Origin of the sequence: Sporosarcina thermotolerans, assembly GCF_030067815.1 — a bacterium.
Lineage (GTDB): Bacteria > Bacillota > Bacilli > Bacillales_A > Planococcaceae > Sporosarcina > Sporosarcina thermotolerans.
The window spans coordinates 3,462,851-3,489,633 of the sequence record NZ_CP125968.1 but is presented as its reverse complement, the minus strand read 5'-3'; the positions used below and the strand labels follow the sequence as shown (position 1 = coordinate 3,489,633).

28 protein-coding genes and 1 pseudogene are annotated in these 26,783 nt (G+C 38.2%); 21 read left to right on the top strand and 8 right to left on the bottom strand.

Features of this window, described 5'->3' with window-relative positions:
* The first annotated feature begins 109 nt into the window (after positions 1-109).
* From otnK to QNH10_RS19470, 3 genes are read left to right on the top strand one after another with little or no spacing between them, the layout of a single operon-like run.
* Positions 110-1,342, top strand: coding sequence for a 3-oxo-tetronate kinase (otnK, locus tag QNH10_RS19480; protein WP_283732896.1), 1,233 nt, complete (start codon positions 110-112; stop codon positions 1,340-1,342).
* 17 nt (positions 1,343-1,359) lie between these two features.
* On the top strand, positions 1,360-1,944 hold the full coding sequence (locus QNH10_RS19475) for a class II aldolase/adducin family protein (protein WP_283732895.1): 585 nt from the start codon (positions 1,360-1,362) through the stop codon (positions 1,942-1,944).
* Positions 1,945-1,998: 54 nt separating this feature from the next.
* Positions 1,999-2,484, top strand: coding sequence for an aspartate/glutamate racemase family protein (locus tag QNH10_RS19470; RefSeq protein WP_283732894.1), 486 nt, complete (start codon positions 1,999-2,001; stop codon positions 2,482-2,484).
* A gap of 610 nt (positions 2,485-3,094) precedes the next feature.
* On the opposite strand, the gene QNH10_RS19465 is transcribed toward QNH10_RS19470, so the two are convergent.
* Complete coding sequence (locus QNH10_RS19465; protein WP_283732893.1) at positions 3,095-3,316, bottom strand: DUF3997 domain-containing protein; 222 nt, start codon at positions 3,314-3,316, stop codon at positions 3,095-3,097.
* An 848-nt stretch (positions 3,317-4,164) separates the two neighbouring features.
* Between QNH10_RS19465 and QNH10_RS20920 the strand changes: the two genes are divergently transcribed.
* Both QNH10_RS20920 and QNH10_RS20915 read left to right on the top strand, forming a co-directional pair.
* Entirely contained in the window at positions 4,165-4,488 is a 324-nt protein-coding gene (locus tag QNH10_RS20920) for a GNAT family N-acetyltransferase (RefSeq protein WP_347177936.1), read from the top strand.
* Positions 4,434-4,727, top strand: a complete 294-nt coding sequence (locus tag QNH10_RS20915; protein WP_347177935.1) for a GNAT family N-acetyltransferase — start codon at positions 4,434-4,436, stop codon at positions 4,725-4,727. Before QNH10_RS20920 ends, QNH10_RS20915 begins: the two co-directional genes overlap by 55 nt.
* Before the next feature lie 138 nt (positions 4,728-4,865).
* Here QNH10_RS20915 and QNH10_RS19455 read toward each other — a convergent pair whose 3' ends face one another.
* The 4 genes from QNH10_RS19455 to QNH10_RS19440 all read right to left on the bottom strand — a co-directional run bounded on the left by QNH10_RS19455 (position 4,866) and on the right by QNH10_RS19440 (position 7,912).
* Positions 4,866-5,327, bottom strand: coding sequence for a hypothetical protein (locus tag QNH10_RS19455; protein WP_283732892.1), 462 nt, complete (start codon positions 5,325-5,327; stop codon positions 4,866-4,868).
* A 51-nt stretch (positions 5,328-5,378) separates the two neighbouring features.
* The gene (locus tag QNH10_RS19450) at positions 5,379-5,984 is read right to left on the bottom strand and encodes a hypothetical protein (protein WP_283732891.1); all 606 of its coding nucleotides are present in this window, start codon (positions 5,982-5,984) and stop codon (positions 5,379-5,381) included.
* A complete protein-coding gene (locus QNH10_RS19445; RefSeq protein WP_283732890.1) occupies positions 5,981-6,334 on the bottom strand; it encodes a hypothetical protein in 354 nt (117 codons plus the stop codon). Before QNH10_RS19445 ends, QNH10_RS19450 begins: the two co-directional genes overlap by 4 nt.
* Before the next feature lie 75 nt (positions 6,335-6,409).
* Positions 6,410-7,912: an S-layer homology domain-containing protein gene (locus QNH10_RS19440; protein WP_283732889.1), complete on the bottom strand. Its 1,503-nt coding sequence runs from the start codon at positions 7,910-7,912 to the stop codon at positions 6,410-6,412.
* Between the two features lie 401 nt (positions 7,913-8,313).
* Here QNH10_RS19440 and QNH10_RS19435 point away from each other — a divergent pair, with 401 nt between their 5' ends.
* From QNH10_RS19435 to QNH10_RS19410, 6 genes are all read left to right on the top strand, one after another.
* A complete protein-coding gene (locus QNH10_RS19435) occupies positions 8,314-9,072 on the top strand; it encodes an IclR family transcriptional regulator (protein ID WP_283732888.1) in 759 nt (252 codons plus the stop codon).
* Between the two features lie 16 nt (positions 9,073-9,088).
* The gene (locus QNH10_RS19430; RefSeq protein WP_283732887.1) at positions 9,089-10,075 is read left to right on the top strand and encodes a tripartite tricarboxylate transporter substrate binding protein; all 987 of its coding nucleotides are present in this window, start codon (positions 9,089-9,091) and stop codon (positions 10,073-10,075) included.
* A 117-nt stretch (positions 10,076-10,192) separates the two neighbouring features.
* A complete protein-coding gene (locus QNH10_RS19425) occupies positions 10,193-10,636 on the top strand; it encodes a tripartite tricarboxylate transporter TctB family protein (protein WP_283732886.1) in 444 nt (147 codons plus the stop codon).
* 14 nt (positions 10,637-10,650) lie between these two features.
* Complete coding sequence (locus QNH10_RS19420) at positions 10,651-12,150, top strand: tripartite tricarboxylate transporter permease (protein WP_283732885.1); 1,500 nt, start codon at positions 10,651-10,653, stop codon at positions 12,148-12,150.
* 20 nt (positions 12,151-12,170) lie between these two features.
* Positions 12,171-13,130: a sugar kinase gene (locus QNH10_RS19415; RefSeq protein WP_283732884.1), complete on the top strand. Its 960-nt coding sequence runs from the start codon at positions 12,171-12,173 to the stop codon at positions 13,128-13,130.
* A 12-nt stretch (positions 13,131-13,142) separates the two neighbouring features.
* Positions 13,143-13,793, top strand: coding sequence for a bifunctional 4-hydroxy-2-oxoglutarate aldolase/2-dehydro-3-deoxy-phosphogluconate aldolase (locus QNH10_RS19410; RefSeq protein WP_381428232.1), 651 nt, complete (start codon positions 13,143-13,145; stop codon positions 13,791-13,793).
* Here the strand turns inward: QNH10_RS19410 and QNH10_RS19405 are convergent.
* Positions 13,786-14,076, bottom strand: coding sequence for a hypothetical protein (locus QNH10_RS19405; protein ID WP_283732882.1), 291 nt, complete (start codon positions 14,074-14,076; stop codon positions 13,786-13,788). The two genes, QNH10_RS19410 and QNH10_RS19405, sit on opposite strands and share 8 nt — an antisense overlap.
* 189 nt (positions 14,077-14,265) lie before the next feature.
* Here QNH10_RS19405 and QNH10_RS19400 point away from each other — a divergent pair, with 189 nt between their 5' ends.
* Complete coding sequence (locus QNH10_RS19400; RefSeq protein WP_283732881.1) at positions 14,266-15,492, top strand: hypothetical protein; 1,227 nt, start codon at positions 14,266-14,268, stop codon at positions 15,490-15,492.
* 349 nt (positions 15,493-15,841) lie between these two features.
* On the opposite strand, the gene QNH10_RS19395 is transcribed toward QNH10_RS19400, so the two are convergent.
* Positions 15,842-16,369, bottom strand: a complete 528-nt coding sequence (locus tag QNH10_RS19395; protein WP_283732880.1) for a hypothetical protein — start codon at positions 16,367-16,369, stop codon at positions 15,842-15,844.
* A 15-nt stretch (positions 16,370-16,384) separates the two neighbouring features.
* The gene (locus QNH10_RS19390; RefSeq protein ID WP_283732879.1) at positions 16,385-17,782 is read right to left on the bottom strand and encodes a TcaA 3rd/4th domain-containing protein; all 1,398 of its coding nucleotides are present in this window, start codon (positions 17,780-17,782) and stop codon (positions 16,385-16,387) included.
* Positions 17,783-18,390: 608 nt separating this feature from the next.
* Here QNH10_RS19390 and QNH10_RS19385 point away from each other — a divergent pair.
* The 9 genes and pseudogenes from QNH10_RS19385 to QNH10_RS19345 all read left to right on the top strand — a co-directional run bounded on the left by QNH10_RS19385 (position 18,391) and on the right by QNH10_RS19345 (position 26,762).
* On the top strand, positions 18,391-18,513 hold the full coding sequence (locus tag QNH10_RS19385) for a hypothetical protein (protein WP_283732878.1): 123 nt from the start codon (positions 18,391-18,393) through the stop codon (positions 18,511-18,513).
* A gap of 103 nt (positions 18,514-18,616) precedes the next feature.
* Positions 18,617-19,546 carry a hypothetical protein gene (locus tag QNH10_RS19380; protein ID WP_283732877.1) on the top strand — a complete coding sequence of 310 codons (930 nt, stop codon included), beginning with the start codon at positions 18,617-18,619 and terminating at the stop codon, positions 19,544-19,546.
* 727 nt (positions 19,547-20,273) lie between these two features.
* Positions 20,274-21,013 (top strand): annotated as a pseudogene (locus tag QNH10_RS19375) (SDR family NAD(P)-dependent oxidoreductase).
* A gap of 25 nt (positions 21,014-21,038) precedes the next feature.
* The gene (locus tag QNH10_RS19370; protein WP_283732876.1) at positions 21,039-21,776 is read left to right on the top strand and encodes an SDR family NAD(P)-dependent oxidoreductase; all 738 of its coding nucleotides are present in this window, start codon (positions 21,039-21,041) and stop codon (positions 21,774-21,776) included.
* A gap of 294 nt (positions 21,777-22,070) precedes the next feature.
* Positions 22,071-22,631, top strand: coding sequence for an NADPH-dependent FMN reductase (locus QNH10_RS19365; RefSeq protein WP_283732875.1), 561 nt, complete (start codon positions 22,071-22,073; stop codon positions 22,629-22,631).
* A gap of 184 nt (positions 22,632-22,815) precedes the next feature.
* Positions 22,816-24,711 (top strand): DUF2628 domain-containing protein, encoded by a 1,896-nt coding sequence (locus tag QNH10_RS19360; RefSeq protein WP_283732874.1) that lies wholly within the window; start codon positions 22,816-22,818, stop codon positions 24,709-24,711.
* Between the two features lie 276 nt (positions 24,712-24,987).
* Positions 24,988-25,452 carry a DinB family protein gene (locus QNH10_RS19355; RefSeq protein WP_283732873.1) on the top strand — a complete coding sequence of 155 codons (465 nt, stop codon included), beginning with the start codon at positions 24,988-24,990 and terminating at the stop codon, positions 25,450-25,452.
* A gap of 53 nt (positions 25,453-25,505) precedes the next feature.
* Entirely contained in the window at positions 25,506-26,213 is a 708-nt protein-coding gene (locus tag QNH10_RS19350; RefSeq protein WP_283732872.1) for a DUF4386 domain-containing protein, read from the top strand.
* Positions 26,214-26,378: 165 nt separating this feature from the next.
* Positions 26,379-26,762 carry a VOC family protein gene (locus QNH10_RS19345; RefSeq protein WP_283732871.1) on the top strand — a complete coding sequence of 128 codons (384 nt, stop codon included), beginning with the start codon at positions 26,379-26,381 and terminating at the stop codon, positions 26,760-26,762.
* The last annotated feature ends 21 nt before the right edge of the window (positions 26,763-26,783 follow it).

Sequence of the window (26,783 nt, the reverse complement as noted above, 5' to 3'; positions counted from 1 at the left end):
AAAAGTAATGGGCTGAGCAATATTCCCATTACTTTTGTTGTTAATCAATTTTCAAAAAATAATGCGTTCTATAGGAATTAGTGAATTATGTCGTAAGGGGGAATAACTAGTGATTTTTGGTTGTATTGCAGACGATTTTACAGGTGGTAGTGACATAGCATCTTTTTTTGTTAAAGGCGGACTTCGAACGGTTTTATTCAATGGAGTGCCTAGTGACCAAACTATTCCAGAAGTAGATGTTTGTGTAATCGCCTTAAAAACCCGTACACAGGATACACAAGAAGCTGTAAAGGTTTCTCTGGATGCCATCAAATGGTTGAAAGAACAGGGGGCACAGCAGTTTTATGTAAAATATTGTTCGACGTTCGATTCCACTCCTGAGGGAAATATTGGACCAATTAGTGATGCAGTGATGGAAGAATTAGATGCGCCTTATACGATTCTTTGCCCAGCTCTTCCTGTGAATGGACGTACTGTAAAAAATGGCTGTTTATATGTCCACGGTGTTCCTTTACATGAAAGTTCGATGAAAGATCACCCGTTAACACCAATGTGGGATTATGATTTAGCACGTATAATGGAACCGCAAAGTAAGTTCACTAGCATGAAATTACCGAAAGGGCTAACAAAGGAAGAGGCAGAGGAATTTATCGTAAAGGTTCAACAAGAAAACGCTTCTTCTCCTTTTTATATCATTCCAGATTTTGAAAAGGAAGAAGATGCGGAACAAATCGTTCAGTTATTTGGCAATCTGATACTACTTACCGGAGGCAGTGGGTTGGCAGAACCCCTTGCTAAAATGTATCAACAAAATGTAGAAACGGATGAATTTGGACGTTCTAATTCGAAGGTTATACTCTTATCGGGGAGTTGTAGTGAAACAACCCGAAAACAGATTGAAGCCTATTCACAATCTGGAGGAGAAAGCTACTTCATTGATCCAATGAAATTGTTATCTGGTGAGGAGTCGGTTGAAAAGATTTGGAATGTCATTAAAAACACAGATGAATCAATCTTAGTCTATAGTAGTGATACACCAGAAAATGTGAAACTAATCCAAGAGCAAGGAAAAGAAGAGGTTGCTGAGTTGTTAGAAAAAACAACGGCAGAACTAGCTGCACTTGCTGCAGAAGCAGGTTATCATCGCATAATTGTTGCTGGTGGGGAAACAAGTGGCGCCGTAACAAAAAGACTAGGCTTTACCAGTTATCATATTGGAGAAAGTATTGCACCTGGAGTTCCTATTATGATTCCTACACAGGATACTAGCATCAGACTTGTATTAAAGAGTGGAAACTTTGGAGATACAGACTTTTTCTTACAGGCATTGTCAAGAACATAATAGAAAGTAGGGTTACATTGAATAAAACATTAGATGAAAAGTTTGATGATGCAATTTGGGTCGCCCACAGCCTCTTTAATCGTGGAAAGGCAAGTGGCAGTATTGCTAATCTAAGCTTCAAGCATGAGGATAAAATTTATATTACAGCTACTGGAACATGTTTCGGCACCCTGAAACGAGATGAGTTTGCTGTAATTGATTTGGAAGGCAATCCGTTTAATGAATTAAAACCTAGTAAAGAATTGCCGATGCATTTAGCAATATTTAAAGCAAAGCCTGATGTTGAAGCTGTCGTTCATGTACATAGTACGTACAGTGTACTTTGGAGTTTTGTTCCTGGTTTAGATGAGGAAGATTGTATTCCAGATCACACCCCATACTTGAAAATGAAGTTAGGCACAGTTGGACTTGTTCCTTATGAAAAACCAGGAAGTAAAGAATTATTTCATGAGTTTGACAAACGTGTAAACACAAGTGATGGGTGGCTCTTGGCACAACATGGTCCCGTTGCACCAGGTAAGAGTATCCTGGAAGCCTTTTTTGCATTAGAAGAATTGGAAGAGAGTGCACAGATAGCTTGGGAGTTACGAAATAGATTGTAATGAATTAGTTAAAAAGTTTACCAATAAATAATTGTTATTTTAGGAGGGAATTGAATGAGTAAGAAGATTGGCCTTGTGCATGCTACAATGAATTCCGTCGAACCAATATTACACGCATTTCGAACACTTCATCCAGAAGTAGATTTAATAAACGTGATGGATGAGGGACTAATTTGGGAATTAAATGAAACCAATCAAATAACACATAGTATGACTCGTAGATTAATAGATATTGCATCCAAAGCAGAGGAAGCAGGTGCGGATGCCATTTTACTGACATGCTCTTCCTTTTCTCCATACGTTCCTGGATTTAAGCATTTATTCAAAGTACCTATATTAAGTTCAGATGAAAGCATGTTAAATGAAGCAGTGAAATTCGGTGGGAAGATTGGTGTGATTGCAACTGTGGAAAAGGCAGGCCCAACTACGACGAATTTACTTTATGAAACTGCAAAAGAGCAAGGGAAAACAATAGAAGTGGAAACGGTTGTCATCAAAGAGGTTCCAAGCATTACAGAAAGGAAATCAAACGGAACATAATGAATTGATTCATGCAGAGATTAATAGGTTATCTAATTCTTGTGATGTTATTCTACTAGCCCAGTATTCTATGGCACGTGCACTTGATACATATGAAAGAGGAGAAATTCCAATTTTGACAGGTCCAGAAGTCAGTGCGAATGCAATAGTTGCGTTAGCGGGGGAATAGCATATAGAGTGCTTGGTACTTCCCTAATAAATAAAATTACTAAATAGAAATCCGGGTGAAGTGACCAGTGAAAAAAATTAACGGGTTCGGTTGATGGGGAGAAAACCGTCATTAACAAGTCAAATAACAAACATTTTCGCATAATGTTTTAGACACGAATTGACGATAGAAAAAGCAAGCAAAAACGCACAGTATGCGTGTTTTTGCTTGCTTTACTTTTTCAATAAGGTTTCGTATTAAGCTAGTGATACAGCTTCGAAACCGTTGATTTCCGTTCCAGGCGGACGCTTTCCGCGGGGCGCGGGTGAGCCTCCTCGTCGCTTCGCTCCTGCGGGGTCTCACCATTCGCGCTTAATCCCGCAGGAGTCGCCGCCTTCCACTCCAATCAACTTAAAGTGTGTTATTCCATTAAAGCGCCCGATTGCTTGAATTTCATTTCAATTAATTCTTGTCCAAACCATCTACCTCAATCAATTTAATATCTTTGATAAAATCATACTTTTGCTTATTAAAATCTGATTGATTTAGAGGACCCGTCACTTCCCAATTATCGACTTGGATTATCCAGAAATAATTCTTTCCATTATCAATTTGCTTCGCAACGATATATTCCTCATTCCAACCGACCTCTACGACTTCAGAAGGAACGATATTAGCCCCCAATGACCCTCTTCAAATTTTGGAGCAATTGTTATATTATACGCCGATGTCCTAACAACAGACATACTACCTGGCAAATCTATATCATAGTCAGACGCTCCTGCGCATCCAGCTAAAAGTAATAAATTTGTAATTACTAAATATATAAATGTTTTTTTAATCATAACATCCTTGTCACCTCACGAATTTCATAATAGGCTCCGTTTGTTGAATAATCAATTTAACTGTAATCTATTTTACCATAAAAAACTCTTTTCCCTTCAGTAGTTTCAATACTTTGAAATTCGTTTTTATACGATTTCCCTTCAATAAATTAACAGGTGTTTTAACAGCGCAATTAGCACTGCAATCCCAATGCCACATAAATTTATGTGATGTTGTGAATTATTATGCTAAAAGCTGTACCAATTCATTCACATTACGTGTCATAAGGTTGATATAACAACGAAAACAGGGACACCAATTCATATGCGAATTGAGTCCCCAGTTGGTATGTTATTTAATGTTTTCTCCCCACGTTCCGAACCCGTTAGAAAAAAATATATGTCTCTTTATTTCTCATTATGATGGTTTGGGGCTTTAATGTGTCAGCTGACTGTTGGGTAAGCATACACCTGTAGGTAAAAGTTATACGTCATTCGAATTTACTTCATTAAGGCAATTAGGCTATATATCATCTTCTTTTGCTGTTAAGTCTATACTCAACAGTTTGGTCCTTCTGTTGTATGGCGGTTAGTCTACTTCAAACTAATACTTGCTGTCAGATGACACGAAGTACAGTAATGAACTCCAAACTTGGATTGTTTTTTTGATATAATAAAAGGAACAATGACTAAAAGGAGATTTTATAATTGAGTATCCAAATTAGACCCGCACAACCGACAGATGCGGATAAAGCCGTCCCGCTAATTATCGACGCAATTGGTGACATCGCCAATCGGCTAACAGGAGCAACCGAAGAAGAAATTGTCACAGAAAGATTGCGCGAGCTATTCATGCGAACCGACAACCGGCACTCCTATCTGTATACATATATTGCGGAGATAAACGACGACATGGTGGGCGTTATCGTCTTGTATCCAGGGGAAGATGCCCCTGACCTTGATCGTAATTTGACGAATTGGCTGATGGAAAAGGTGTTCCAACTCCAGAAATCGATGCAGAATCATTATTAGGTGAATTGTATATCGACACAGTTTGTATCGATCCAACTTTCCGTGGCAAAGGAATCGGAACTCAATTATTCACTTTCGTAGAAGAGCTTGCAAAGCGAAAAGGGTACACACAATTAGCCTTAAATGTCGAAACTCAAAAAGATTCAGCAATCCGACTTTACAAACGACTCGGCTACGAAATTGTCTCTCCCTGGACAATCATCGGCGAACCATTCCATCATATGGTGAAACATATCTGATTTTAAGAGTCTGAGTGTCTTAGGTTCTCATTGATATAACATGAGGAAATTTATTTTTAGAAAGCTGTTTTCCGGACCTTATAACACGAATTTCAAAATGAAAGCAGTTTCCCTTTGACAGGAAACTGCTTATCCATTTCAATTCATCACTTTAGGCAAGTTGGCAAGTTGTATGCTAATTTCTTTTAGTTGATCATTGTCTATATCTGTAGGTAATTCTTCAATTGTCCAGTTTTTTGAGAGAAGCTGATTCAGCATTGTTAATTCTTTTTCTGTAACTGTTAAATGTTCCATGCCCTTATCTGTCGAAATGTAATCTTCTCCAGCCGTTTTTTTGAATTTCATTTCCAAAAGCGCTTGTAGCCCTCTTATGGTAATGAATTTCACTTTATATCCATCCGTAAGGATTGATTTGAATGCACTTTTATCTTGATTGTAAAGTACGATTAAATCATCGTAATTATAATTTGGGTTAATGGATTCCCAAGCCCTTTTATTCCCTTGCTCAAGTTGGGTCAACAATTCCTGAATTGAAATGCCATTGCTTCGGATTGTTTCAATCATATACGCTTCCATTAATGTAACTTTATTAATGCCCATCGTGAACCCTCCAAAGTTATAGTAATAACTGCGGGACCTAACACCGTATGGTTATCTTCGGAAAATAGAATCGCCAAGTTTAAGGACATTGGTTTGTCCTTCATCAGGTATTGTCAAAGCATAAGTAGTCTCATCCGAGATGAATGTGAAAGGATTGTCTTGTGATACCTCGGCTGTCCATGAGTTTTTTACATCCAATCCAGACAAAATAGAGGCATTGATCTGATTGGAATCTATTCGAATAGTAATTTGACCGTTTTGGTCAACTTCCGAAACATGTAATTTTACAGTAACATAATAACCATCGGCGGAGGTAGTCTTGTAAGTCCAACTTCCAGCAATATCATATGTACGTTTCCAATCATCCATCCTAACTTCTTCCGTCTGTTCCCATTTACTCGTATCTTTGTTAAATATGAAAGTATATTTAACTGTACCGCTTTCCTCTAACATCCTATTTTCGGCTTCTTTATAAATGAATATAGTATGAATTCCATTTTCAAGATCCAAATTTTCTTCAACCATTTCATTTTTCCAAGTTCTTACCTTTGGCGCACCTTCAACGTATACTTTCCCTGGAGGGTGTACAAGAGCTGAAGCGTTTATTCCTTCTTTTGGGGTGACACTACTATCATTGACTTTTAATAAGTCTGTCAATCTCCATTGTTTATCCTCATACAAAAATTCTCCCGGTAAACGGAATCCATTCGCAAAGGAGGTCTATCTTGAAGATTTACACCAAAACTTAGTCCCTCGACTTGTTCATCAATCAGTACGCTCACTTCTACAGTATCGGAATTGCCATCTGTTTCTCGGTTAGTGAGTTCTTGGACAGTAATTTCTGTGTCTGCACCGAACTCTTGCTTGAGTCTTTCTTCGATTTGCAATTTTATGCTTTGTTCATCCTGAGGTTCGGGAGAACTTAGCGAGCAACCGGCCAGTAGAATGGTAAGAATGAAAACTGTGAACTTTACTACAGGATAATTACTCGTAATACTTTTTATCATATGGTTACCCCTCTCAAAATCAACCTTTATATCAATACTTGTTCTCAAATTTAACGGAATTCATCACTCAGTACTCTAGCCATAAATACAGAGAACTGAGCTCTGTTCAAACTTACCGTTGGGATCGAAAGCTCCCTTGCCTACACCGACAGTTATTTTATTAGCTGCCAAAGCTTGAATGTGACTATAGGCAATGTGTTTTTTGGGCACGTCCGAAAATTCAATTCCCGAATGTCCTTTAAGTTTATACGCCTTTTGAAGCATCATTGCCATTTCGGAACGTAGCAAAGTTGCATCCGGATTGAATTTAGATCCGCCACTTACTATTCCTTCATCTACTAACGCTGCAACTTCCTTATAGGCCCTATGAGATTTCGGTAGATCGCTATATTTGGGATCGGGACGGTTTGAAACGTCTAACTTTAACGCTCTTACTAACATCATCGCAGCTTGGGCTTTTGTCACTTCTGCATCCGGCTTGAAATCCCCACCTTCGAATCCGTTAATTATTCCTAAGTTTGCAAGGAAACCAATTTCCTTTGCTGCCCAGAAATTAGTAGCAACGTCCTTGAATTCTTTATCCGGGTTAGCTGAGGATTCCGTATAGGCAAGAATATGCCTGGCTAAGATTTCGGATTGATCATTAAATAAGTAATTCGCTTGTTTAGCAAATAATGCTTGTTTGCTTGTTTTAGTAATCATACTTTTCGAATTGGATGTGCGGTAAAGATTGGGCATGATGTCCATGAGTATTAATTCTCTAACCCTGATAACTGAGGTGATAACACTTCCATATTCTTCAAAATTGTACTCTACGATAATTGTGGCTAACTCGTTTGCAAGCTCGTTAGAAAGTTCTTTGCTGGATATATAGGAGGAAAAGTATCCGCTAAATTCATTTTCAATCGATTTTATAAGGAGTGCCCTAGGAATTATGGAAAGATCGATCGGCTTCTTCTCTACAAAGATTTTTTTTAGATCCTCAGCAGTGCTAACTTGCGCAAAAAAGGTATCTACTGCATAGGTTAAAGATTTCAATTCGTCTTCTTCTTTAAGAAATAAAAAATAGTTACCCGTTTGCATATTTACAAATTGAGTACCTAACGCCTTAAACTCTGCATTCACTTTTACTAACATTGAGTCATCCGCGTTTTTCTTATAAAAATCTTTCAGATTATCAATGATTGAGTTATGACTTTTGGCCACGAAGGATAAATAGTCTTCGAATTGCTCTTTATTCTTTTTATTAACACAAGTACCTAATTCTTTTAAGTTACCAAATAGCTTTTCATTAGCATCAGCCAATTTAGCCTTTGTACCATTTCCCTGATCAAACATATTCATGACCGATTGTAGACTAATTGTTTTTGGCCACGTTAAGCCGCCACTTTCATCTAATTCCCCAAGCAATTCCGGTATTACTTTAGTCTGTAATCTTGTAATCTCATCTTTTAGCGCTTGATAAGAACATGTTGTCTCACTCTGGGCTTGTCCTTGTGCATGCACTTGAAAAGGTGAAAAAAGTGTTGAGGAAAATAGTAGGGCAAGAATGCAGCATATCAGCGCCTTTTTACACATCCAAATCTCTCCTTATTTACTGTATTTTTACTATTTTGGCTACACCTAATAGTAGGTAAAAAGTGGAATGTTGTCAAACTACCGACACATCGTTTGAGTACCTGTGCAATATTGAATTTCTTTTGTAAAGGTACCTGTGCGAGAATGAATTCAGTTAACTCACTACAATTGCATAAATATAAATGAGAATTGTATAGATTCAAGGTTTGTGTTGAAAAAATGTATATATATTCAAATTGTATGAATTGTCATGAATGTTTGCTGCACAGGTACCCTCAAAAAGAACCAGGCACCTTCAAGAAAAACATATTGACAACGCTTTCAATGGAGATTAAAGTTAGATTAGAAATAAGGAACACTGTTCCGTAATGCGGAACAGATAGAGAGGAGGAATAATACAGGTGGTTCAGTCCGTTGATCGTGCTTTACGCATACTTGAACTACTAAAGGAGAACCCGAGTGGCCAGGGAGTTACTGAAGTCGCGAATGCTTTGGAAGTCGCAAAAAGTACTGCCCATCGGCTTTTGCTTTCATTAGAAAGGCACGGGTATGTCCAGAAGGTAGGTAGAGAAAGTACTTATCGCTTGGGCTTGAAATTTATTGAAATGAATTATTTTGTTGTTAAGCATTTAAATATTGTTGAGATTGCTAAACCGATTATCGAAAAGCTTAGTAAGGATACTGGTGAGATTGTTCATCTGGTCATGCTTGATAACCAACAGGTTGTTTACATAGACAAAGTGGACAACCAATCATCTATTCGAATTTATTCACAAGTTGGCAGAAGGGCTCCATTGTATTGCACAGCAGTAGGTAAAAGTATTTTAGCTTATAGAAATGAAGAAGAGGTTCTTGAATATATTGATCAAGTTTCTTTCAAAAGGTTTACTGAACATACTTTTGTTAACGGTGAGGACCTAATTAAGGAACTTCATGCGATTAAAAAAAGAGGATTTTCCTATGATAATGAAGAGCATGAATTAGGAATCCGTTGCGTTGCGGCGCCTATCTTTGACTATACGGGTGAGGTTCAATACGCAATCAGCGTTACGGGTCCAGAAAATAGAATGACTGATGAAATATTGAAGAGCACAATTCCCAAACTGCTTGAAACCGTTGAAGAGATTTCTATCAAAATGGGTTTTCAAAAAAACATATAAATGAGGAGGATTTATTGTGAAGAAATTTAAGGGATTAAACGTATTGGCCATGTTAACTGTTCTCGTTTTAGTATTAGCTGCTTGTGGTTCAAAAGAGGGGGACAAAGGTGCTTCATCGTCCGCTGACTTTCCTAACAAGAAATTTGAGTTAATCGTTCCTTACTCCGCAGGTGGTGGTACGGATACAGTTGCCCGATCTTTTGCAGATTTAGCTAAAGATGATTTAGGCCAACCAATCGGAGTCGTTAACCGTGAAGGCGGTGGTGGAGCCGTAGGCATGCAAAATGGTGCAAATGCAAAGGCTGATGGTTATACTCTATCAATGGTAACAGTTGAATTACTAACATTACCGCATACAGGTTTAGCGCAATTTACATATGAAGATTTCAAATTGGTTTCCCTTTTGAATGAGGATCCAGCTGCTATTACAGTTCGCGCAGATGCTCCTTGGAATACAATTGAAGAATTTATTGAAGCCGCAAAAACAGAAAAATTAAAGGTTGGTAACTCGGGAACTGGCGCTATCTGGCACCTCGCTGCAGCTGCTTTTGAAAAAGAAACGGGTACTACGTTAAACCACGTGCCATTTGAGGGGGCTGCTCCAGCAGTAACTGCTCTTTTAGGTGGACATATTGATGCTGTATCAGTAAGTCCTGCTGAAGTTCAAACTCATGTAGAATCTGGCGATTTTAAGGTTCTTGCTGTAATGGCAGACGAGAGAGTAGAAAAGTTGTCTGACGTTCCAACTCTTAAAGAACAAGGTATTGATCTATCAATCGGTACATGGAGAGGTATAGCTGTACCGAAAGAGACTCCTGACGAAATCGTAAAAGTGTTGGAAGAAAAATTCGCTACAACGATTCAAAGTGAAGAATTCAAGGCTACCCTTGAGAAATTAAACTTAGGCCATCGTTATGAAAACGGAGAAGGTTTCTTGAATTTAGTTAAATCACAAGATGAATTGTTTACAGACCTGATTCCCGCAATCGGCTTGGGAAAATAATAAAATAAGTTGGTAAAAGGCTAACGATGTTTAGCCTTTTCCTACATTCATTTATAAGTTTAGTAAGCCCACGTGGGATGCTCTCACACCACAAACTTTATTATCGGAGGTGTCATCATGACGCTGGCGAATCGGATCATCGGTATTGGTTTACTTCTATTTTCCATTTACGTTTGGTTGTCCGCAAACGCATTCCCACCATCAAATTCAATCGGCCCCGGAGCTGACTTTTTCCCTAAGGTAACAGCGACTATTCTTGGCATTTTATCAGTTTTCTTAGCATTTAAAAAAGAAGAAGATGCTGAAGGTATTTTCACTTTACAACGTAGCAACGTTCCTAAATTTATCGGTGGGTTTATCTCATTAATTATTTACGTGATCTTAGTGCCTTTTCTCGGATTTTTCGTTTCAACGGTACTTGTAGCATTTGTATGGATGCTGTTAATGGGAATCCGTAAATGGGTTGTCCTAATTTCTGTATCAATAGTATTTAGTGTACTCGTTGTGATTCTTTTTGAATATGTCATGAATGTTCCAATTCCACACGGAGTTTTATATTAAAGGAGGTCTAAAAAATGGATTTACTCCTGAATGGTTTTGCCCAAGTATTTCATCCTAGTATTTTCATCTTAATTATGCTTGGGGTTATCGCCGGTATCGTCATTGGTGCCTTACCCGGTTTGACAGCAACTATGGGTGTAGCCCTCTTCTTGCCGATAACATTTGGTATGGATCCAGTCGCGGGTCTCTTACTTTTAGTAGGCGTTTACTTCGGAGGGGTTTATGGTGGTTCGATTGCATCGATTTTGCTGAACACTCCAGGAACACCTGCATCCGCAGCAACAGCTCTTGACGGTTATCCATTTACGAAACAAGGAAAAGCGGGCAAGGCTTTAGGCATTTCCGTTATTGCTGCAAGTACTGGTGGAATATTTAGTGTAATCATGCTGATCTTCATATCTCCACAGCTTGCACAAATCGCATTGGATTTTAGTGCGCCTGAAATGTTCGGATTAGCCCTCTTCGGTTTAAGTATTATCTCGAGTATTTCAGGAGGTTCCGTCCTGAAAGGGTTAATTTCCGGAGTGTTTGGTCTTGTCATTTGTACAGTCGGTATGGACCCGATGACAAGCTACCCGCGTTTTACATATGACAATATTTCATTATTAAACGGATTGAACTTTATCCCAGTTATGATTGGTTTATTCGCAATTTCAGAAGCACTTGTCATTATGGAAGAACAATTAACGGGTGGACAAGGGTTCAAAAAAATCATTGCAAGCTACGCACTTCCAAAGTGGAATGAGTTAAAGAAGCTTTGGGGAACGATTCTTCGTTCAAGTGGTATCGGAACGTTCATCGGGATTATTCCTGGTGCCGGAGCCGATATAGCAGCATTCGTTGCTTACAATGAAGCAAAGCGCTTTTCGAAGAAAGAAGAAAAAGAGACGTTTGGTAAAGGTAATCCGAAAGGGATTGCAGCACCGGAAGCAGCAGGTAACGCTTTAACAGGCGGTGCATTTGTACCGTTATTAACGCTTGGTATTCCTGGGGATGCCGTTACTGCGATCATGTTAGGGGCTTTAGTCGTCCAAGGGATTCAACCTGGACCACAATTATTCGAAACAAGCGGCGATTTAGTGTATACACTTTTTAGTGGTATGTTAGTGGCCAACGTTTTGATGTTGATCTTTGGATTACTTGGTATCCGCCTATTTACAACAATCCTAAAGGTGCCTAAAAATATAATTGCACCTGTCATCATTGTATTATCAGTTGTTGGATCTTTTGCAATTGCGAACAACTACTTTGATGTATTTACAATGCTTGGTGCGGGTATTATCGGTTACTTTATGAAGAAGTTTGGTTTCCCTGCATCACCAATTGTCCTTGCACTTATCCTTGGTCCAATGGCAGAAAGTGAAATGAGACGTGCACTTGTCATGTCAGAAGGAAGCTATATGATTTTCCTGCAAAGACCGATTTCTTTAACATTTATCATTTTAGCGATCGTTTCACTGGTAGTGCCGCTAATAATGGGGAAAATTAAGTCTAAAAAAGCAATGAGCAAGTAATTATTTGGAGGTCATTCGTCATGTTTCCTGAACTTGTGACAATTGGAGAAACAATGGTTGTATTAGAAGCAGCAGAAGAAGGCCGCTTGAGATATGTTCCTCGGTTCAATAAAAAGCAAGGAGGAGCAGAATCCAATGTGGCTATTGGTGTAGCACGGCTTGGTCATACCTCTGGATGGATCAGTAAGGTAGGAGATGACGAGCTTGGTAAGTACATCGTTTCTTCTATTCGCGGGGAGGGTGTTGATACCTCTCGTGTTCTGTACAATCAGGATTATCCAACAGGACTTTATATTAAAGAACGAGTCACTCCTGAAAAAACGCAAGTGTATTACTACCGCAGCAATTCAGCTGCAAGCCAACTGACAAAAGAGGATATCGATTGGAATTATTTGAAGGAAGCTAAAATAATCCATATCTCAGGAATTACACCTTTCTTAAGTGAAAGTTGTCTTGAAGTCACTCAAGCAGTTGCGGATTTTGCTAAGAAGAATAATATATTCCTATCATTTGATCCGAATCTCCGTTTCAAATTAATGGCTAATGTAGAGAACGCTAAAGAAATTCTATTACAACTTGCTAAACAAGCGGATCTTTTCATGCCGGGTATTGACGAGGCGGAATATTTAGTCGGTACGAGAGACTATGAGGAAATCGCCGAGTATTTCCTGAGTGCGGGCGTTTCTAAAATTGTCATTAAAAATGGAGAAAAAGAGACGTTTTATGCTTCTAAAAACGGAGTGGCCGGCACTGTTCCAAGCTTTAAAGTAGAGCGTGTAGTCGATCCGGTCGGTGCAGGTGATGGTTTTGCAGCAGGTTTATTAACAGGTTTATTAGAAGATAAATCATTGCAGGAATCTGTTGAAATCGGCGCGAAGGTTGGCGCTATGGTCGTTACCGCAAGAGGAGATATTGAGGGATTACCAGAAAGAAGCGAATTGGAAAACTTCCATAACAAGATTTTAGATGTACTAAGATAGGAGATGGTTAACGTGAAACAGGAATTACTAAGTAAAACATTGGAGTCTGGTGCAGTCGCTGTTGTCCGTCGAATTGAAGAAGAAAAAGTCATCAAAGCAATCGAAGCACTTGTAGAAGGCGGCATTACTGGGATAGAAGTAACCTTAGATTCCCCTAATGCACTTCAAACCATCAAAGAAGCAAAACGATTATTTGGCGACAAAGCCGTTATCGGTGCTGGAACAGTATTGGATGGAAATGCTGCAAATTTAGCCATTCAACACGGAGCAGATTTCATCTTCGCACCTACTCTAAGTCAAGAAACAATTGCTGTTGCCAACCGTTACGGAAAAATTGCTATTCCAGGAGTATTCACTCCTACAGAAATTTTGCAAGCATACGAATGGGGTGCCGACGTAGTAAAAGTATTCCCAGCGAGCGTATTAGGCAGCCAATTTATCAAAGATGTTAGAGGTCCACTCGGCCACATCCCAATGATGCCAACTGGTGGCATTAATCTCGATAACGTCAGCGAATATATCAAAGCCGGCGCAGTAGCTGCCGGAATCGGCGGTTCCCTTTTAGACAAAAACTTCATCGCCAATAACGAATGGGACAAGCTTGCCGATTTGGCGCGCCAGTATGTTGCGAAAATAGCAGAAGCACGAAATTCTGTTAGTTGATGTGAAGTTCCCTTTTTGGAGTAAACGAGAACTCTTTGCGCCAGAACGAGAACTCTTTACGCAAAAAAGAGAACTCTTCTATTAAGAATGAGAACTCATTTGGTGTAAACGAGAACTCTTTGCGCAAGAATGAGAACTCTTCTATCAAGAATGAGAACTCGTTTGGTGTAAACGAGAACTTTTTGCGCAAGATCGAGAACTCTTCTATTAAGAATGAGAACTCATTTGGTCTAAACGAGAACTCTATGAACATAATCGATTCACTACACAATGAAACCAGCATAAAAGACAGAGTCACGTCATCACAAAAAAGGGTATCCACGTAAAACATTAAAAATTGTTTTACGTGGATACCCTTATCTTTTTTATTTCACTACAATTGCACAGTTACCTTCAAACAGAATAGACGATTGTCCAAGGAAATGAAAAATGATAGAATGGTCTTAATTAACTATAAAATTGAGGTGTAGTGATGACGTCAGTCATGTCAGAATCAACCTATAAATCCACCCACTCAAAATCAGGTCTTCATAGAGGGGCTGTATTGGGGTTTGCTTTATTAGTCTTATTATCCTATCAAAGCCCTATATTTTTGGTAGGTGGTTTTATCTTGTTTTTGTTAGTAACCTCGCTTCATATGGTATGGAAGATGCTTATTTTCATTGCCTTGTTAAGTATCGTATTATTTATCCTTCCATTTCTTGCTCCGTTGGCTATTATATTAATGATCATTTTATTTATTCTTAGAATCGGTTATGTCATAAATAACTGGCGGCCGATCGTTCTTGGGCTCCTTCTATACGGTTCGTCCATTCCGTTGTTTTTCAGTACACAAGCGTATAGTTACCTCTATTCGAATACGATGGAACCGTTCATTGTTTCTATTATCGGTGCTGCATTTTTGCATTTTGGACTAAAATGGGTGTACGGCTATGGATATAGTACGAAAATGGCACTCGGAATCATGGGAAGTGTACCGCTCGTTATATTGGCATTCATCTTACCATTTTTGAAATTGCATCTACCTACTCCAGAAGTATTCTTCGAAGCAGCACCCAATGCAGTACCAGCCGGAGAGCCGGTTATCATTGCAAACGAAGTTAGGCCAGTGCCCGTTGGACAGATTGTGTCTACAGAACCTGTCATAAGTGCGGTCGAACCAAGGTTGGCATTAACAGGGCATACGGCACCTGCTGAACCGGTGCTATATCAGCCAGCTGAAGTACGTTCTGTAATTGGAGCACACACACAGACTGATCTTAATGACCAGCCTAAACCAGTCCAATATCCAATTGTCAACCAGCCGGTACATGAAGTACCTACTGGAATATTGCCGATGCTCAATGGATTCGTGCAAATTAATCCGAATATTTTCGCGGGAATTGATGTCGTGCAAGATGGGGTTGTCCAAATGAAAACCCATTCTAATATATTTGGTGGACAAGATATATACGGCACATCTGGACAAAAAATGGCATTCACCCAGCCAAATCTGTTCGGTGGGGAAACACTCGTCAATACTGAAAACCAAACCCTACTAAATACGCAGAAAAATGTATTAGGAGGCCATGATATTTTCGATACTCACAATCAGAAGTTAGGATACACCACGTCCACAGTAAATGGAACCATAGAAATGTACGATAAAAATGGAAAACATATCGGAACAATGCGAGATAATACACTAAGCATGAAATGATATAAAACTATTCACAACCAGGGTACCTGTGTAAAACATAATTCATTTGAGGAAAGATGCTATGAAGTTGTCGAACTTTATGTGAAATAAAAAAACCGCTCAAAGCAATGAGCGGTTTTTACATTTGCTTATAAGTAATCCATTAGTTCTCCTATAGCGGAGTCTGCGATAAGGAGTCCAATGATAACGCCAAAAATTACATTCAGAACCAAATAGAACATATATGCATAGAAGCTATCAATACCCTTGGATTTAAGGCTAAGTTCCCTGATAAGAACAAATACCGGGATCAGACCGAATGCAATGATTAAGCCTAAATAGATGCTTATTGTTGCAATATTTATGGATTTCAGCAGTCCAAGTAGTATTCCAAGCACCGAAAGGACAATTGGTACAACAAAGTAGCCCCCAATTTAGTTAGTACTTCAGAGAACTTAAGGTTTTCCGAAAAAAATTTCGACGTCAAGAAAACGGCCGTAGTGTTGACTCCAATTAATATGAGGAAGAAAATGGTTGCATAGAAGAATATCTGGAAAAATGACGGTCCGATATAACTAATATAGGGATTACTTAAAAATCCTTTTAGCAAGATATATACCGCCAAAACTGTAAGCAGTATATACAACCCTATGCTAATAAGGCTGTTTCTACTATCTGATTGAACAGATGGAGATTTCAATTGCTTGGCGAAATAACTGAGATACATTTTCGATTGTTCTTTGACTTTCTCTAATTGTTCACTCTTCTCTATAACGGGTTGGACTGATTGAGTTGTAGCCGCTGTCTGTCCTCCCGCCTGACCATCAAGCTTTCCACCGCATTTTCCGCAAAAGTTCCCTTCACTTTGCGCATTTCCACAAACTGTACAAGTTTTCATTTCCAACACTCCTTACTATTCATTTTTAGTCTTTTTTGTATCCAAATCTGTTATCTCGGTGATATAAAACTTGTCATCTATATAAGAGAAGACATATTTCTTTTTTCGTTCATAATATAGACTCTCGTTATCCGTCTGGAAATTAAATGTCTCGAAAGTATAAAGCTCGAATTCTGTTTCTGAGATTACTTTTATATCCGTGATGTCATTTAGAATGAACTCATAATAGTAGTATCCTTCAATATCATCATGATCTGTTACAAACTTTGCATAGTCCTGTTTTATTTTACTTCCATCTATGAAATAGTCTTCTATATAACTGAAATTAGTATAGTAAATAGCAGTTGAATAATCGGATCGGAAACTTTTGTATAGATCTTGAATTTCCCATTCCCTTTCGGCAATTCTTTGTTCTCTTTGGTAATGTTCAAAAGGTAAATAAACATAGGTACTATCCAATGTAAGAATATCTGACTTCACTTCATTGCCGTCTTTATCCTTTGCCACTGCGAAAACCTCAACAGTTGGATTCAGTTGTGCCGGGTAAAGGGAATATAACTCACTTACCTTTTTGCCTGTTGATTTACCACCAACATAGACAATTGCATCTTCCAAATCAGATTCCAATGTTATGTACCTAAAATCCCAGTCAACATCAACCATTTCTGTATTGTCCCAATAATTATGTAGTGAATAAGCCCCTTTTCCGGACAATGGCATAATCCCCTCGTCATATTCATAAGACCATTCGTAAGTTCCTGGGATGAAATTCCCAATAATTATCTGTTCCTCATTCGCTTTACTAATTACTTCCTTGCCGCCGAAATTAAATTTCATATTCTCATATGGTGCCCACACACTAACCTCGACAGGAATGATTGTAAATTCGATGTCATTGTATAATCCCAACAAAACAGGTTTCTTTTGTACATTGATAAATTCACCATCGTTATAAATGATATCTGTATGTTCTTTTCGTTTAATTTTCTCGATTTCATTAGTTAGGTCATTACGTAGATTTATCCACCCATACTCACTGACCGTAGCGTAGAAATTTTGCGGATTTGCAACCGTTCCTTCTTTAAAATGAAATGCATTAAAGAACGTGTCTTTATCCTTGTTATTATAGGCAATATTCATTGCCTCAATTTTTTTAATAGGATCATACACGTTTGTTAAAACTATGTTAGCAACAATGCATGCAAAAATGATAATGGCAATAATGAAGATGAGAGCCTTTTGCATTTTGCTCATTGGCTTTCTTGAAGTTGGCGGCGATGGTGGATTTGTAACTGCTTTGGGTAGTTCTACAGTATTAGGAGTACTAACTTCATTTTCAAATCCCTGTCCACAGCTCGTACAAAAAACAACTTCATTACTCATTTCCTTTCCACAGTTTTTACAAAATTTCATGAATCCAGCTCCTTCCAAATTGTTCAGTAATAGTATACCTGTTTGAATTCTGAAAAAATAGACTGGGTATATTCACATATTTGTCAATAGTTATTTTTAATTCTAATTAACTATATAAACAAGTAAAGGTACCTATGAAAGGTACCTGGGCAAGGGGTATTCAGTTAATTCACTACAGATGTATTTGTTTTCTCTTAGAGTCATGCGAGCTTCAAACTATTCCAAGATAGATAAATACATAAGATCATTAGAGCAAAGAAGAGGACGGAAACCTTTGTGTTATTCCGAAATTTGAATCCATACGTACAAAAAAAGATTGCGGCGGCTAATTTGGCACAGGATTGATAATAACCATTGTTAAAACTGCTAAATATAATCGAAATAAGCAAAGTAGTTAAGGTAAGGATTTTAAACCACAAAGGCTCGGACAAGTAATGTTTATACATAAATTTCATTTGCTTCATTAAAGGCACCTCCTTATGAATAGTAATAATATGCATGATTGAAGATTGATATCCCGATTGCAAGAATTATAAAAAGCTCTATTATAAATAAGTGGGAAGTAAAGAAAAGAGAGTGAGTATTCATCCAAAGTTAAGGAGGACTTCATGGGATTTAAAGATGAAATTAAGCGTGAAATGCGCAACGTGATGAAAGATGTAGAAAAAGAGTACGAAAATCGTGGGAGTTTGATTATAAAGGGCATCGTATTGAAATTAGAAACGAGATGAAAGAAGAGCTGCTGATCATTGACGGGATGATAGTGGCTCGGAATAAACGAAAGTCAATACTCTCCATATTATTCCGTATTCTAAATTATCGGGAACACTTGAAATGAAAGATGGAAAAAAGCATAAGGTTTCCGTTAAACTTGGTGGGTACGTACAGCTAAATTGTATTGTAAAAATCGACAACAAAAAGATCTTAGATGACTCATTGAAGCTGGAATTTCTTCCATGGGATCATAAAGAAAAGATTGTTCCCTTTATTCAGCAACAAGTTCAAGAGCATAATAAAATAATCGATGAACGTTTACCGGATGAAGAATACTTATATGATGAAAATCAACCGCGATTGGCTGCAGGTTTGGCCGATAACTTCGCGGATGGCATACCCACCCCATTTTACGTGAAAAAACTGCTGAAACTTTTTGAAGAACAATTATCAAATCCAACGATCAAAACGCGGAAAGCGACATACGAAAAAATTATCTTTGACACTATCGCGAGCTATGGCGACGAATTTATTGTTCAATTCAGGCAAGCTCAATTGGACGAAAACCTTGTACAGGAAGAGGCAATTTGGCTTCTTAATCATGCGGCACATAGAGAGGTTGTGAAATTCGCAATCACAATACTTGGTTGTACTAATTGTGAAAAATATAAAGAGCTCTTATATACATTAGGTTTGCATGAGGAATTCACGTCATATGTCATATTCGCCATGAAAAATGGTACAATTCGGGCAAATGATCAAATTTGGCAACTTGCACAGTCAGTTCGTGGATGGGGGAAAATCAACGCGGTTGAACAACTGGACGCGACAACGCCAGAGATTAAACATTGGCTACTCACAAAAGGCTGTGAGAATAACATTGGAAACGAATATTTAGCTTATACATGTGCCGTAAAAGGTGAATTGGACGTAGCCCTATACGAAGAAACAATTTCAAAAGAACTATATGATGGAGCGGGTCTAATCATCCAAGCACTGCTCAATGAAGATGCTCCCCAGGAATCGATGATTATCCGTATGCAAGCGTAGTTCTCTCCCGTTTCGTTCACCATGCTCAGAAATACTGTCAAACACTAAAAGATTTTTATCCACTTTTGGCAATAAATGAGTTTATAAATGCTGATCCAAAAGTTTGGGAAGAGCGCTTTACAAACCAATGGAAACAACATGAATACAAATCTATTCAGGAAACGGTTCAACTGTTCATAAATGACCCTAAATGGTCTTTGGCAACAACAAAAAAGTTTTCGAATTGATAAAGCCTAAGAGACTGTCCCTAAATGAGATTCAGTATATTCACTACAATTGTATAATAGTAGGTGGAAATATTGTAAGGCCAGCGTGTGTGATAGCTGGTCTTTGTTTTGGGTTGTAAGGAGCCCATTGTAAAGGTACCTGTGCAAGGTTGGATTCAGTTTATTCACTACAATTACATAAATATAAATTTGTAGAGTTGAGGTTTGTTTTATAATGATGTATTTATATTCAAATTGGTTGAATAATCATGAATGTTTCTTGCACAGGTACCTTCATAATTTGCACAGGTACCTTCAAAATTGAAGTTTGATATCCCGATTGAAGCGCATAATAAAGGAGGTGGTTCTTATCTGTGTTGCATTTCACTTCTTGGACCCCATCAACCTCTACTATTCCGAGTTCTTTAGTTTGACTTGAAATTGTTATAGGGGTATACTTTATTTAAAGGTATCTCGAATTCGAGATGTCTTAAGTTAAAATAATAGGGAGGCAATGTCGTATGAAATTACAAGACAAAGTAGCCATTATTACTGGTGCAGCTCAAGGAATGGGTGCAATGCATGCACGGAAATTCGTTGAAGAAGGTGCGAAGTAGCTATTACAGATATTAACTTAGAGGCAGCTCAACAATTGGCTGATGAACTTGGAGAGAATGCAATCGCATTGAAATTAGATGTTTCCAAAGAAGACAACTGGAAAGAAGTCGTGAACAAAACAGAAGAGGCTTTTGGAGACATAACAGTATTAGTGAATAATGCGGGTATTGGTATATTTAAACCTTTAGAGGAATTGACGGAAAAAGATTTCCGTTTAACATTTGAAATTGATGAGCTTGGGGTATTCTTTGGTATGAAGACCGTTCTACCATCAATGAAGAGAGCTGGCGTTGGTTCCATTGTAAACATTTCATCTGTAGATGGATTAGTCAGTGCTCCAACTGCAATTGCTTACAGTGCATCAAAACATGCTGTTACGGGAATGACAAAAGGTGCTGCTGCAGAACTTGGCCAATATAATATTCGTGTGAACTCAGTTCATCCGGGTGTAATTGAATCTCCAATGGCTGAACAAGGTGATGTCGCAGAGTTCATTAAAAAACTTGAACAAGACATTCCTTTACGTCGTCGTGCAAAAACAGAGGAAGTTTCAAACCTTGTCATTTACCTGGCATCAGATGACTCCAGCTATTCGACAGGTTCTCAGTTCGTTGTAGATGGCGGTATGATTTCAGATCTTTAATACAAAAAGAGAGGAAGTAGTCATCATGGGAAAACTACAAGATAAAGTAGCAGTCATCACAGGCGGGGCATCAGGAATTGGTGCAGCGACAGCTGAACTTTTCGTTAAAGAAGGCGCGAAAGTTGTACTTGTCGACTTGAATGAAGAAAAAGGGAAAGCTTTTGAAGCGGAACTAAAAGGACAAAATGCGGAAGCTTTGTTTGTAAAAGCAAATATTACAAGTGAAGAAGATGTACAAAACGTCTTCAAAGAAGCCGTCAAAGCGTTCGGAAAAGTCGATGTCGTCTTTAACAACGCAGGTATCGGCCGCGTTCATCCAACTGAAACATTGGAGTACTCTGAATGGCGCAATACAGTCAATGTCGACTTAGACGGCGTATTTTTAGTCGCACGTGAAGCACTCCGTGAAATGTTGAAATCGGGTGGCGGAACGATTGTAAACACTGCTTCAATGTATGGTTGGGTAGGATCACCAGGCTCAGCTGCATACAATGCTGCAAAAGGTGGCGTTATTAACTTGACGCGCTCACTTGCATTGGAATATGCAACGAAAAATATTCGTGTAAATGCATTGGCTCCTGGTTTCATTGACACACCTATCATTCCTGAAGAAAGCAAAGATGTTTTAAAATCTATGACACCAATGCAACGTCTTGGACAAGCTGAAGAGATGGCAAAAGCAGTATTGTTCATGGCTTCGGATGATTCTTCATTCATGACAGGGAACGTACTTACTGTTGATGGTGGGTATACTGCGCAGTAATTAGGGTGCAGGGGATTGTAAAGGTACCTGTGTGTGGTTGAATACAGTTAACTCGCTACAATTATAAATTAGAATAGATCATTTGTGAGGTCGGTGCTTTTCATAGCCGACCTTATTTTTATGCATTTTATTTACCCCACTACTTTTTAAACAGTTTCCTCAATCTGTTGTATAAGCAACGAAATCAATTTTCTATTGGTTTTTCCTCTGTCAATCATGGTCTACAATTTAGTTGTAAAGCAAATCAAACAAGTTTGCAAAAATCAAAGTAGACATCATTGGGAGGAATGGGAAATGGTTAAAATCGGTATTATTACAGGAAGTACTCGTGATTCACGGGTGAATTTACAAGTTGCAGAATGGGTGAAATCTATTGCAGATCGAAGAACGGACGTTGAATTTGAGTTGGTGGATATTAAGGATTACAACTTACCAAAATTCAATGAACCGATTCCAGCAATTATGTCACAGGATTATCAAGCGCCCGAAGCAAGAGTTTGGTCAGAAAAAATCAGTGAGCTTGACGGGTTTGTATTTGTCACTCCTGAATATAACAAATCAATTACTTCCGGGTTGAAAGATGCGATCGACTACCTATATATTGAGTGGAATAATAAAGCGGCAGGTATTGTAAGTTATGGTTCAACTCTCGGAGTCTCAGCAGCAAATAATTTACGACTGATTTTAACAGTACCGAAAGTCGCTACGGTAGGGACGCATCCCGCATTAAGTCTGTTTACTGATTTTGAAGAAATGAGAACGTTTAACCCAGCACCGTTCCATGAAGAAACTGTTCAAACGATGTTGAATGAAGTTGTTGCTTGGTCGACAGCGTTGAAGACGATTCGGGAGTAAGTTTTCTAAGAGGGAAAGAGCATCTGAGCTCTTTTCCTTTTTTTTGTATGTTCACTGTTCACAGGTATTACCCAAGTAATAAAAAGTAGTCATTTTATATCAGATGCTTCTATAGTATATTATTCATATGACTATATTGGAAAAGTTGGTACTTTAGTGACGAATAATCCTGTGGGGTGACTGAATGTATTGCAAACAGTGTGGCAGTGGAGTTAAAGAAACTGATAATTTTTGTGGGGCGTGTGGTAATTCATTGGAAGAGAAAAGTGGTGATTTATCCTCGGCTAAAGAGATAAACAATCATACCAATTACAATGAAGAGGAATTATTGGCAGGTTTCGTTGGAGGTGGAAAGAGTGACTTCTATTTGGGTAAATGGAAATCAGGCAAGATGCGTTCTTGGAATTGGCCGGCTGCTCTTTTTCCACCATTCTGGCTTGGCTATCGGAAAATGTATAAAACAGTGTTCTTATTGTTTGGAGCGTTTCTGTTAATTGATGTAATCGTGGCCTTCCTTGGTTTTGATAGTTTGAGAATCGACAGTTCACTGGGTATTGCAATGGGGGTTGCCTTTGGAATAAGTGGGAACCTTTTGTATAAAAACTATGCTCAAAGCGAAATCAAGCGGATTCTTGATTCGAATAAACATGGAAATGTTATGGATCGTATCAAACAAAGGGGTGGAACAAGCCAAAAGGGAATATGGATAGTCATTGCGGTGGTCATTTCTTACGCGATTATCAGCACCATCCTCACGGAATACATAATAGATCGCGAGGAAATCGTTGCAATCACTCCTATATCCGATGTCGAAGGGGTGCAGTCCGAGGAAACAATTAAACAGTCGATACTGGACTTAATCGCCCTTAATTTTCAAGCCCTTGAAGAAGAGGATCTGGAAATGTACATGACTATGATCTATATGGATGACGCAAATGAAATATATGAAGAAACACGAAATTTAGTAGAGATGTTGTTTACAGAATACGACTTGGAATATGAGTGGTATGATCCGAAATTTATCTTCATCAAACAGGATGAGGTAATCCTAAGTTTACGCCAAATTAGTAGAGTGGTTGAAGGGTCAGCTTACCGTGACAATGAAACAACGATTGTTCATACGTTTAAGTTTGATAATGGAGTATGGAAATTTGCGGAAAGTGAAGTTGAATCAGTTATCTATTTGGATGAAGTTGCGCTTGATATAAATGTCGAACGACGTAATGACCAGTTCTATATAAACGGGATAACGTTGGGGATGGAAGATGACATCGTATCAATTTTGGGAGATCCGGACGATGAAGGCTACAATACGGATACATGGTATTTGGATGGAAATGTGACTATGACAGCGTATTATGACGGCGAAAGGGACTTTTTGTTAGATGCTATACACGTAGACTTTCTTGATGAAATGATTGTGGAACAATTAATAAATATGCTTGGGCCTAATTTTACAAGGACTCAAGATGGCGTTGAATTTGCAACTTCAGATCAAGTAATTGGTATTTATAAACACGAAGGCGGATTTGAAGTCTTCTTACGGAGTGCATTAGTGTATGTCGAGGAGACGGAGTTAACCGAGGAATTCATTCCATCCTTAAATATAGATCTCGATGGATTCAGTCATTTATTTGTACAATCCTATAATGAAACGTTGGCAGCTTTAAGTAATGAAAATACCATTGATGAACTTGACTTTACGGTACTTCAAGACGGATATTTCTTTACCAAACTTTACAAAGGAATTCAGCTCATTGGTACACTAAATCCCAATAAAGAAATAAGGTGGATTGGTGTTCGTTCAGAAAATGGAAAATCCAGCGGGGATATGGAAGAGTCGTTTGTTGAAGTGGAAATAGGTATGGCTGCAAATATCGCATTGATTACCGCCTTGGGGGATGAAGATGTGCAGGAAGAGATTTTCCAAAACATTGTTCATCAACAATACAATCAGTTCAAAGAAATTGGTGAATATTCAACAGGGATAGTTCGATATATTGACTCAGATTCTGAATACTATTCCATTTTACATGCGGAATCGGTCGACGATAGTGTGGATTTGGGGGATTATTACTGAGTTGTAAAGGTACCTGTGCGTGGTTGAATTCAGTTAATTTACTACATATAAATAATGATATTTCTGTGAACGGATCCGTGAGCACTCTAAAAGTTAAAAACTTTTGGGGTGTTTTATTTATCTCCTTTAAATCAAACGGGTCTCCTCGGAGAATACATTCATCATAGAGAACATATATAGAAAAGAAATCTACAAAAGCAGTGTCTCAGAAAGGGAGAAACCTAATGGATAAGTCGGTATTTTGAACATTTGCATGAAACGAGAAGTAACCTCGAAATGGAAATTGCATTCTTAACCGATGCTCAATTTAATAGTAAGCCTGATATGAATTGTTGGAGTATCTCACAAGTTTGTCATCATTTAGTGCTTGTAGAACAGTCGACTATAAAGGCTATTGCATGGGGATTAAAAGGGGAGGATAATTCTTCGAAAGAACGCAAGAAAATCGAGCTTTTCATTTTGGACAGAACGAGGAAAATAAAAGCTCCCCAAATTGTTGAACCAGGAATAGAGCCATTTGAAGTTCAAGAAATCATTGATTTGTTAAACGAATCGAGAAAGAAATTAATGATATTCCTTAATGGAATCGAAGACCAATCCATTTTGAAGGAGAAATCAGTTAAACATCCTGCTTTAGGTGATTTGCCCCTTGATCAATGGATTGAACAGATCTATTTGCATGAACAGCGACATATTGAACAAGTAAAAGAGATTAAAAACCTATTAGATGTGAGGCAATAGCTTGCTGTACCGGCACCAAATAAGAGGAGGTTAAGATACTGACACAGGATAGAATGAATGGATTGATAATAGGGATTTTATATATAGTAGCTGCGGTCACATCAATCATCGCTGTTGTCTTTTATCAGCCAGTACTGTCAGAACAATGGTATATGGCCGTGGCTAACGGACTTGAGACGAAGGTTTTGATCGGAGTTCTAAATGATATTCTTCTTGTCTCCGCGGCTGTTGGAACAGCAGTCATGCTGTTTCCGTATATCCGTCGTTGGAATGAACAAATAGCATTAGGATATCTATGTTTTCGATTTATGGAAGCAGTTATTATTGCAATAGGTTTGGTAAGTATTTTAGGTCTATTGCATCTCAGTATGAATTTTGAAAGGGGCAGCTTAGGAGATGGGGATCTCCATGCTGCAGGTTTACTATTGCAAGCTTTTCATCGTTGGACCTTTATGTTAGGTCCAAATTTAATGTTAGGTTTAAATACTCTCATGTACAGTTATTTACTATTTAGGACTGGATTGGTGCCGAAAAAATTAGCGCTATTTGGGATGGTTACAGCAGTTATGGTATTCATAGCTGGTTTAATAGACATGTTTGGTATCGTGGAACCTAACTCTACAGCAAAAGGACTCATTGCTTTGCCTGTAGGCGTTTATGAGATGAGTTTGGCTGTCTGGTTAATTGTGAAGGGATTTCATATGCAAAATCTTGAAAAACTAAATAGAGGTAATCTTGTAAAGGTACGTGTGCGTGGTTGAATTCAGTTAATTCAAGACAATTTCATACTTGGTCAGCTTTTATAATGGCTGACCTTTTCTATGTTTGATTCATCGTACTGCTCTAATAAATATTTCAATATTATAAAGGAATTTCTCCATTTTGATAGAATTCTATTAATAAATACAATGAAAGGTGGAATGTTTATGAATTCAGTTTCTTCTCCCCTCGCTTGTAAAGTAAATAATGTTTTTATCCATGTTAGTAACTTAGAGAAATCGTCTGAATGGTATAGTGAGCTACTTGGACTCCCATTCAAGAAGGACAAGGTTCAATCACCTGTTTACAACATTCCTGTTACTTCTAAGACTGGACTTACTTTGGACGACCACACTTTTGATCCGGAGTTCATACTAAATCCTTCTGACCATGTTTTATTTAACTTTTTAGTTGAGGATATTGACGAAGCGTATGATTTTATTAAAAGCAAAGGGATTACAATTGTTCGAGAAATAGAGCGCATTGCCGATTTCGCTTATTTTAACTTTGAAGATTTGGATGGAAATGTATTAATGATTTGTAATTGTTAAAAGTATGTAGATGGTCATAGA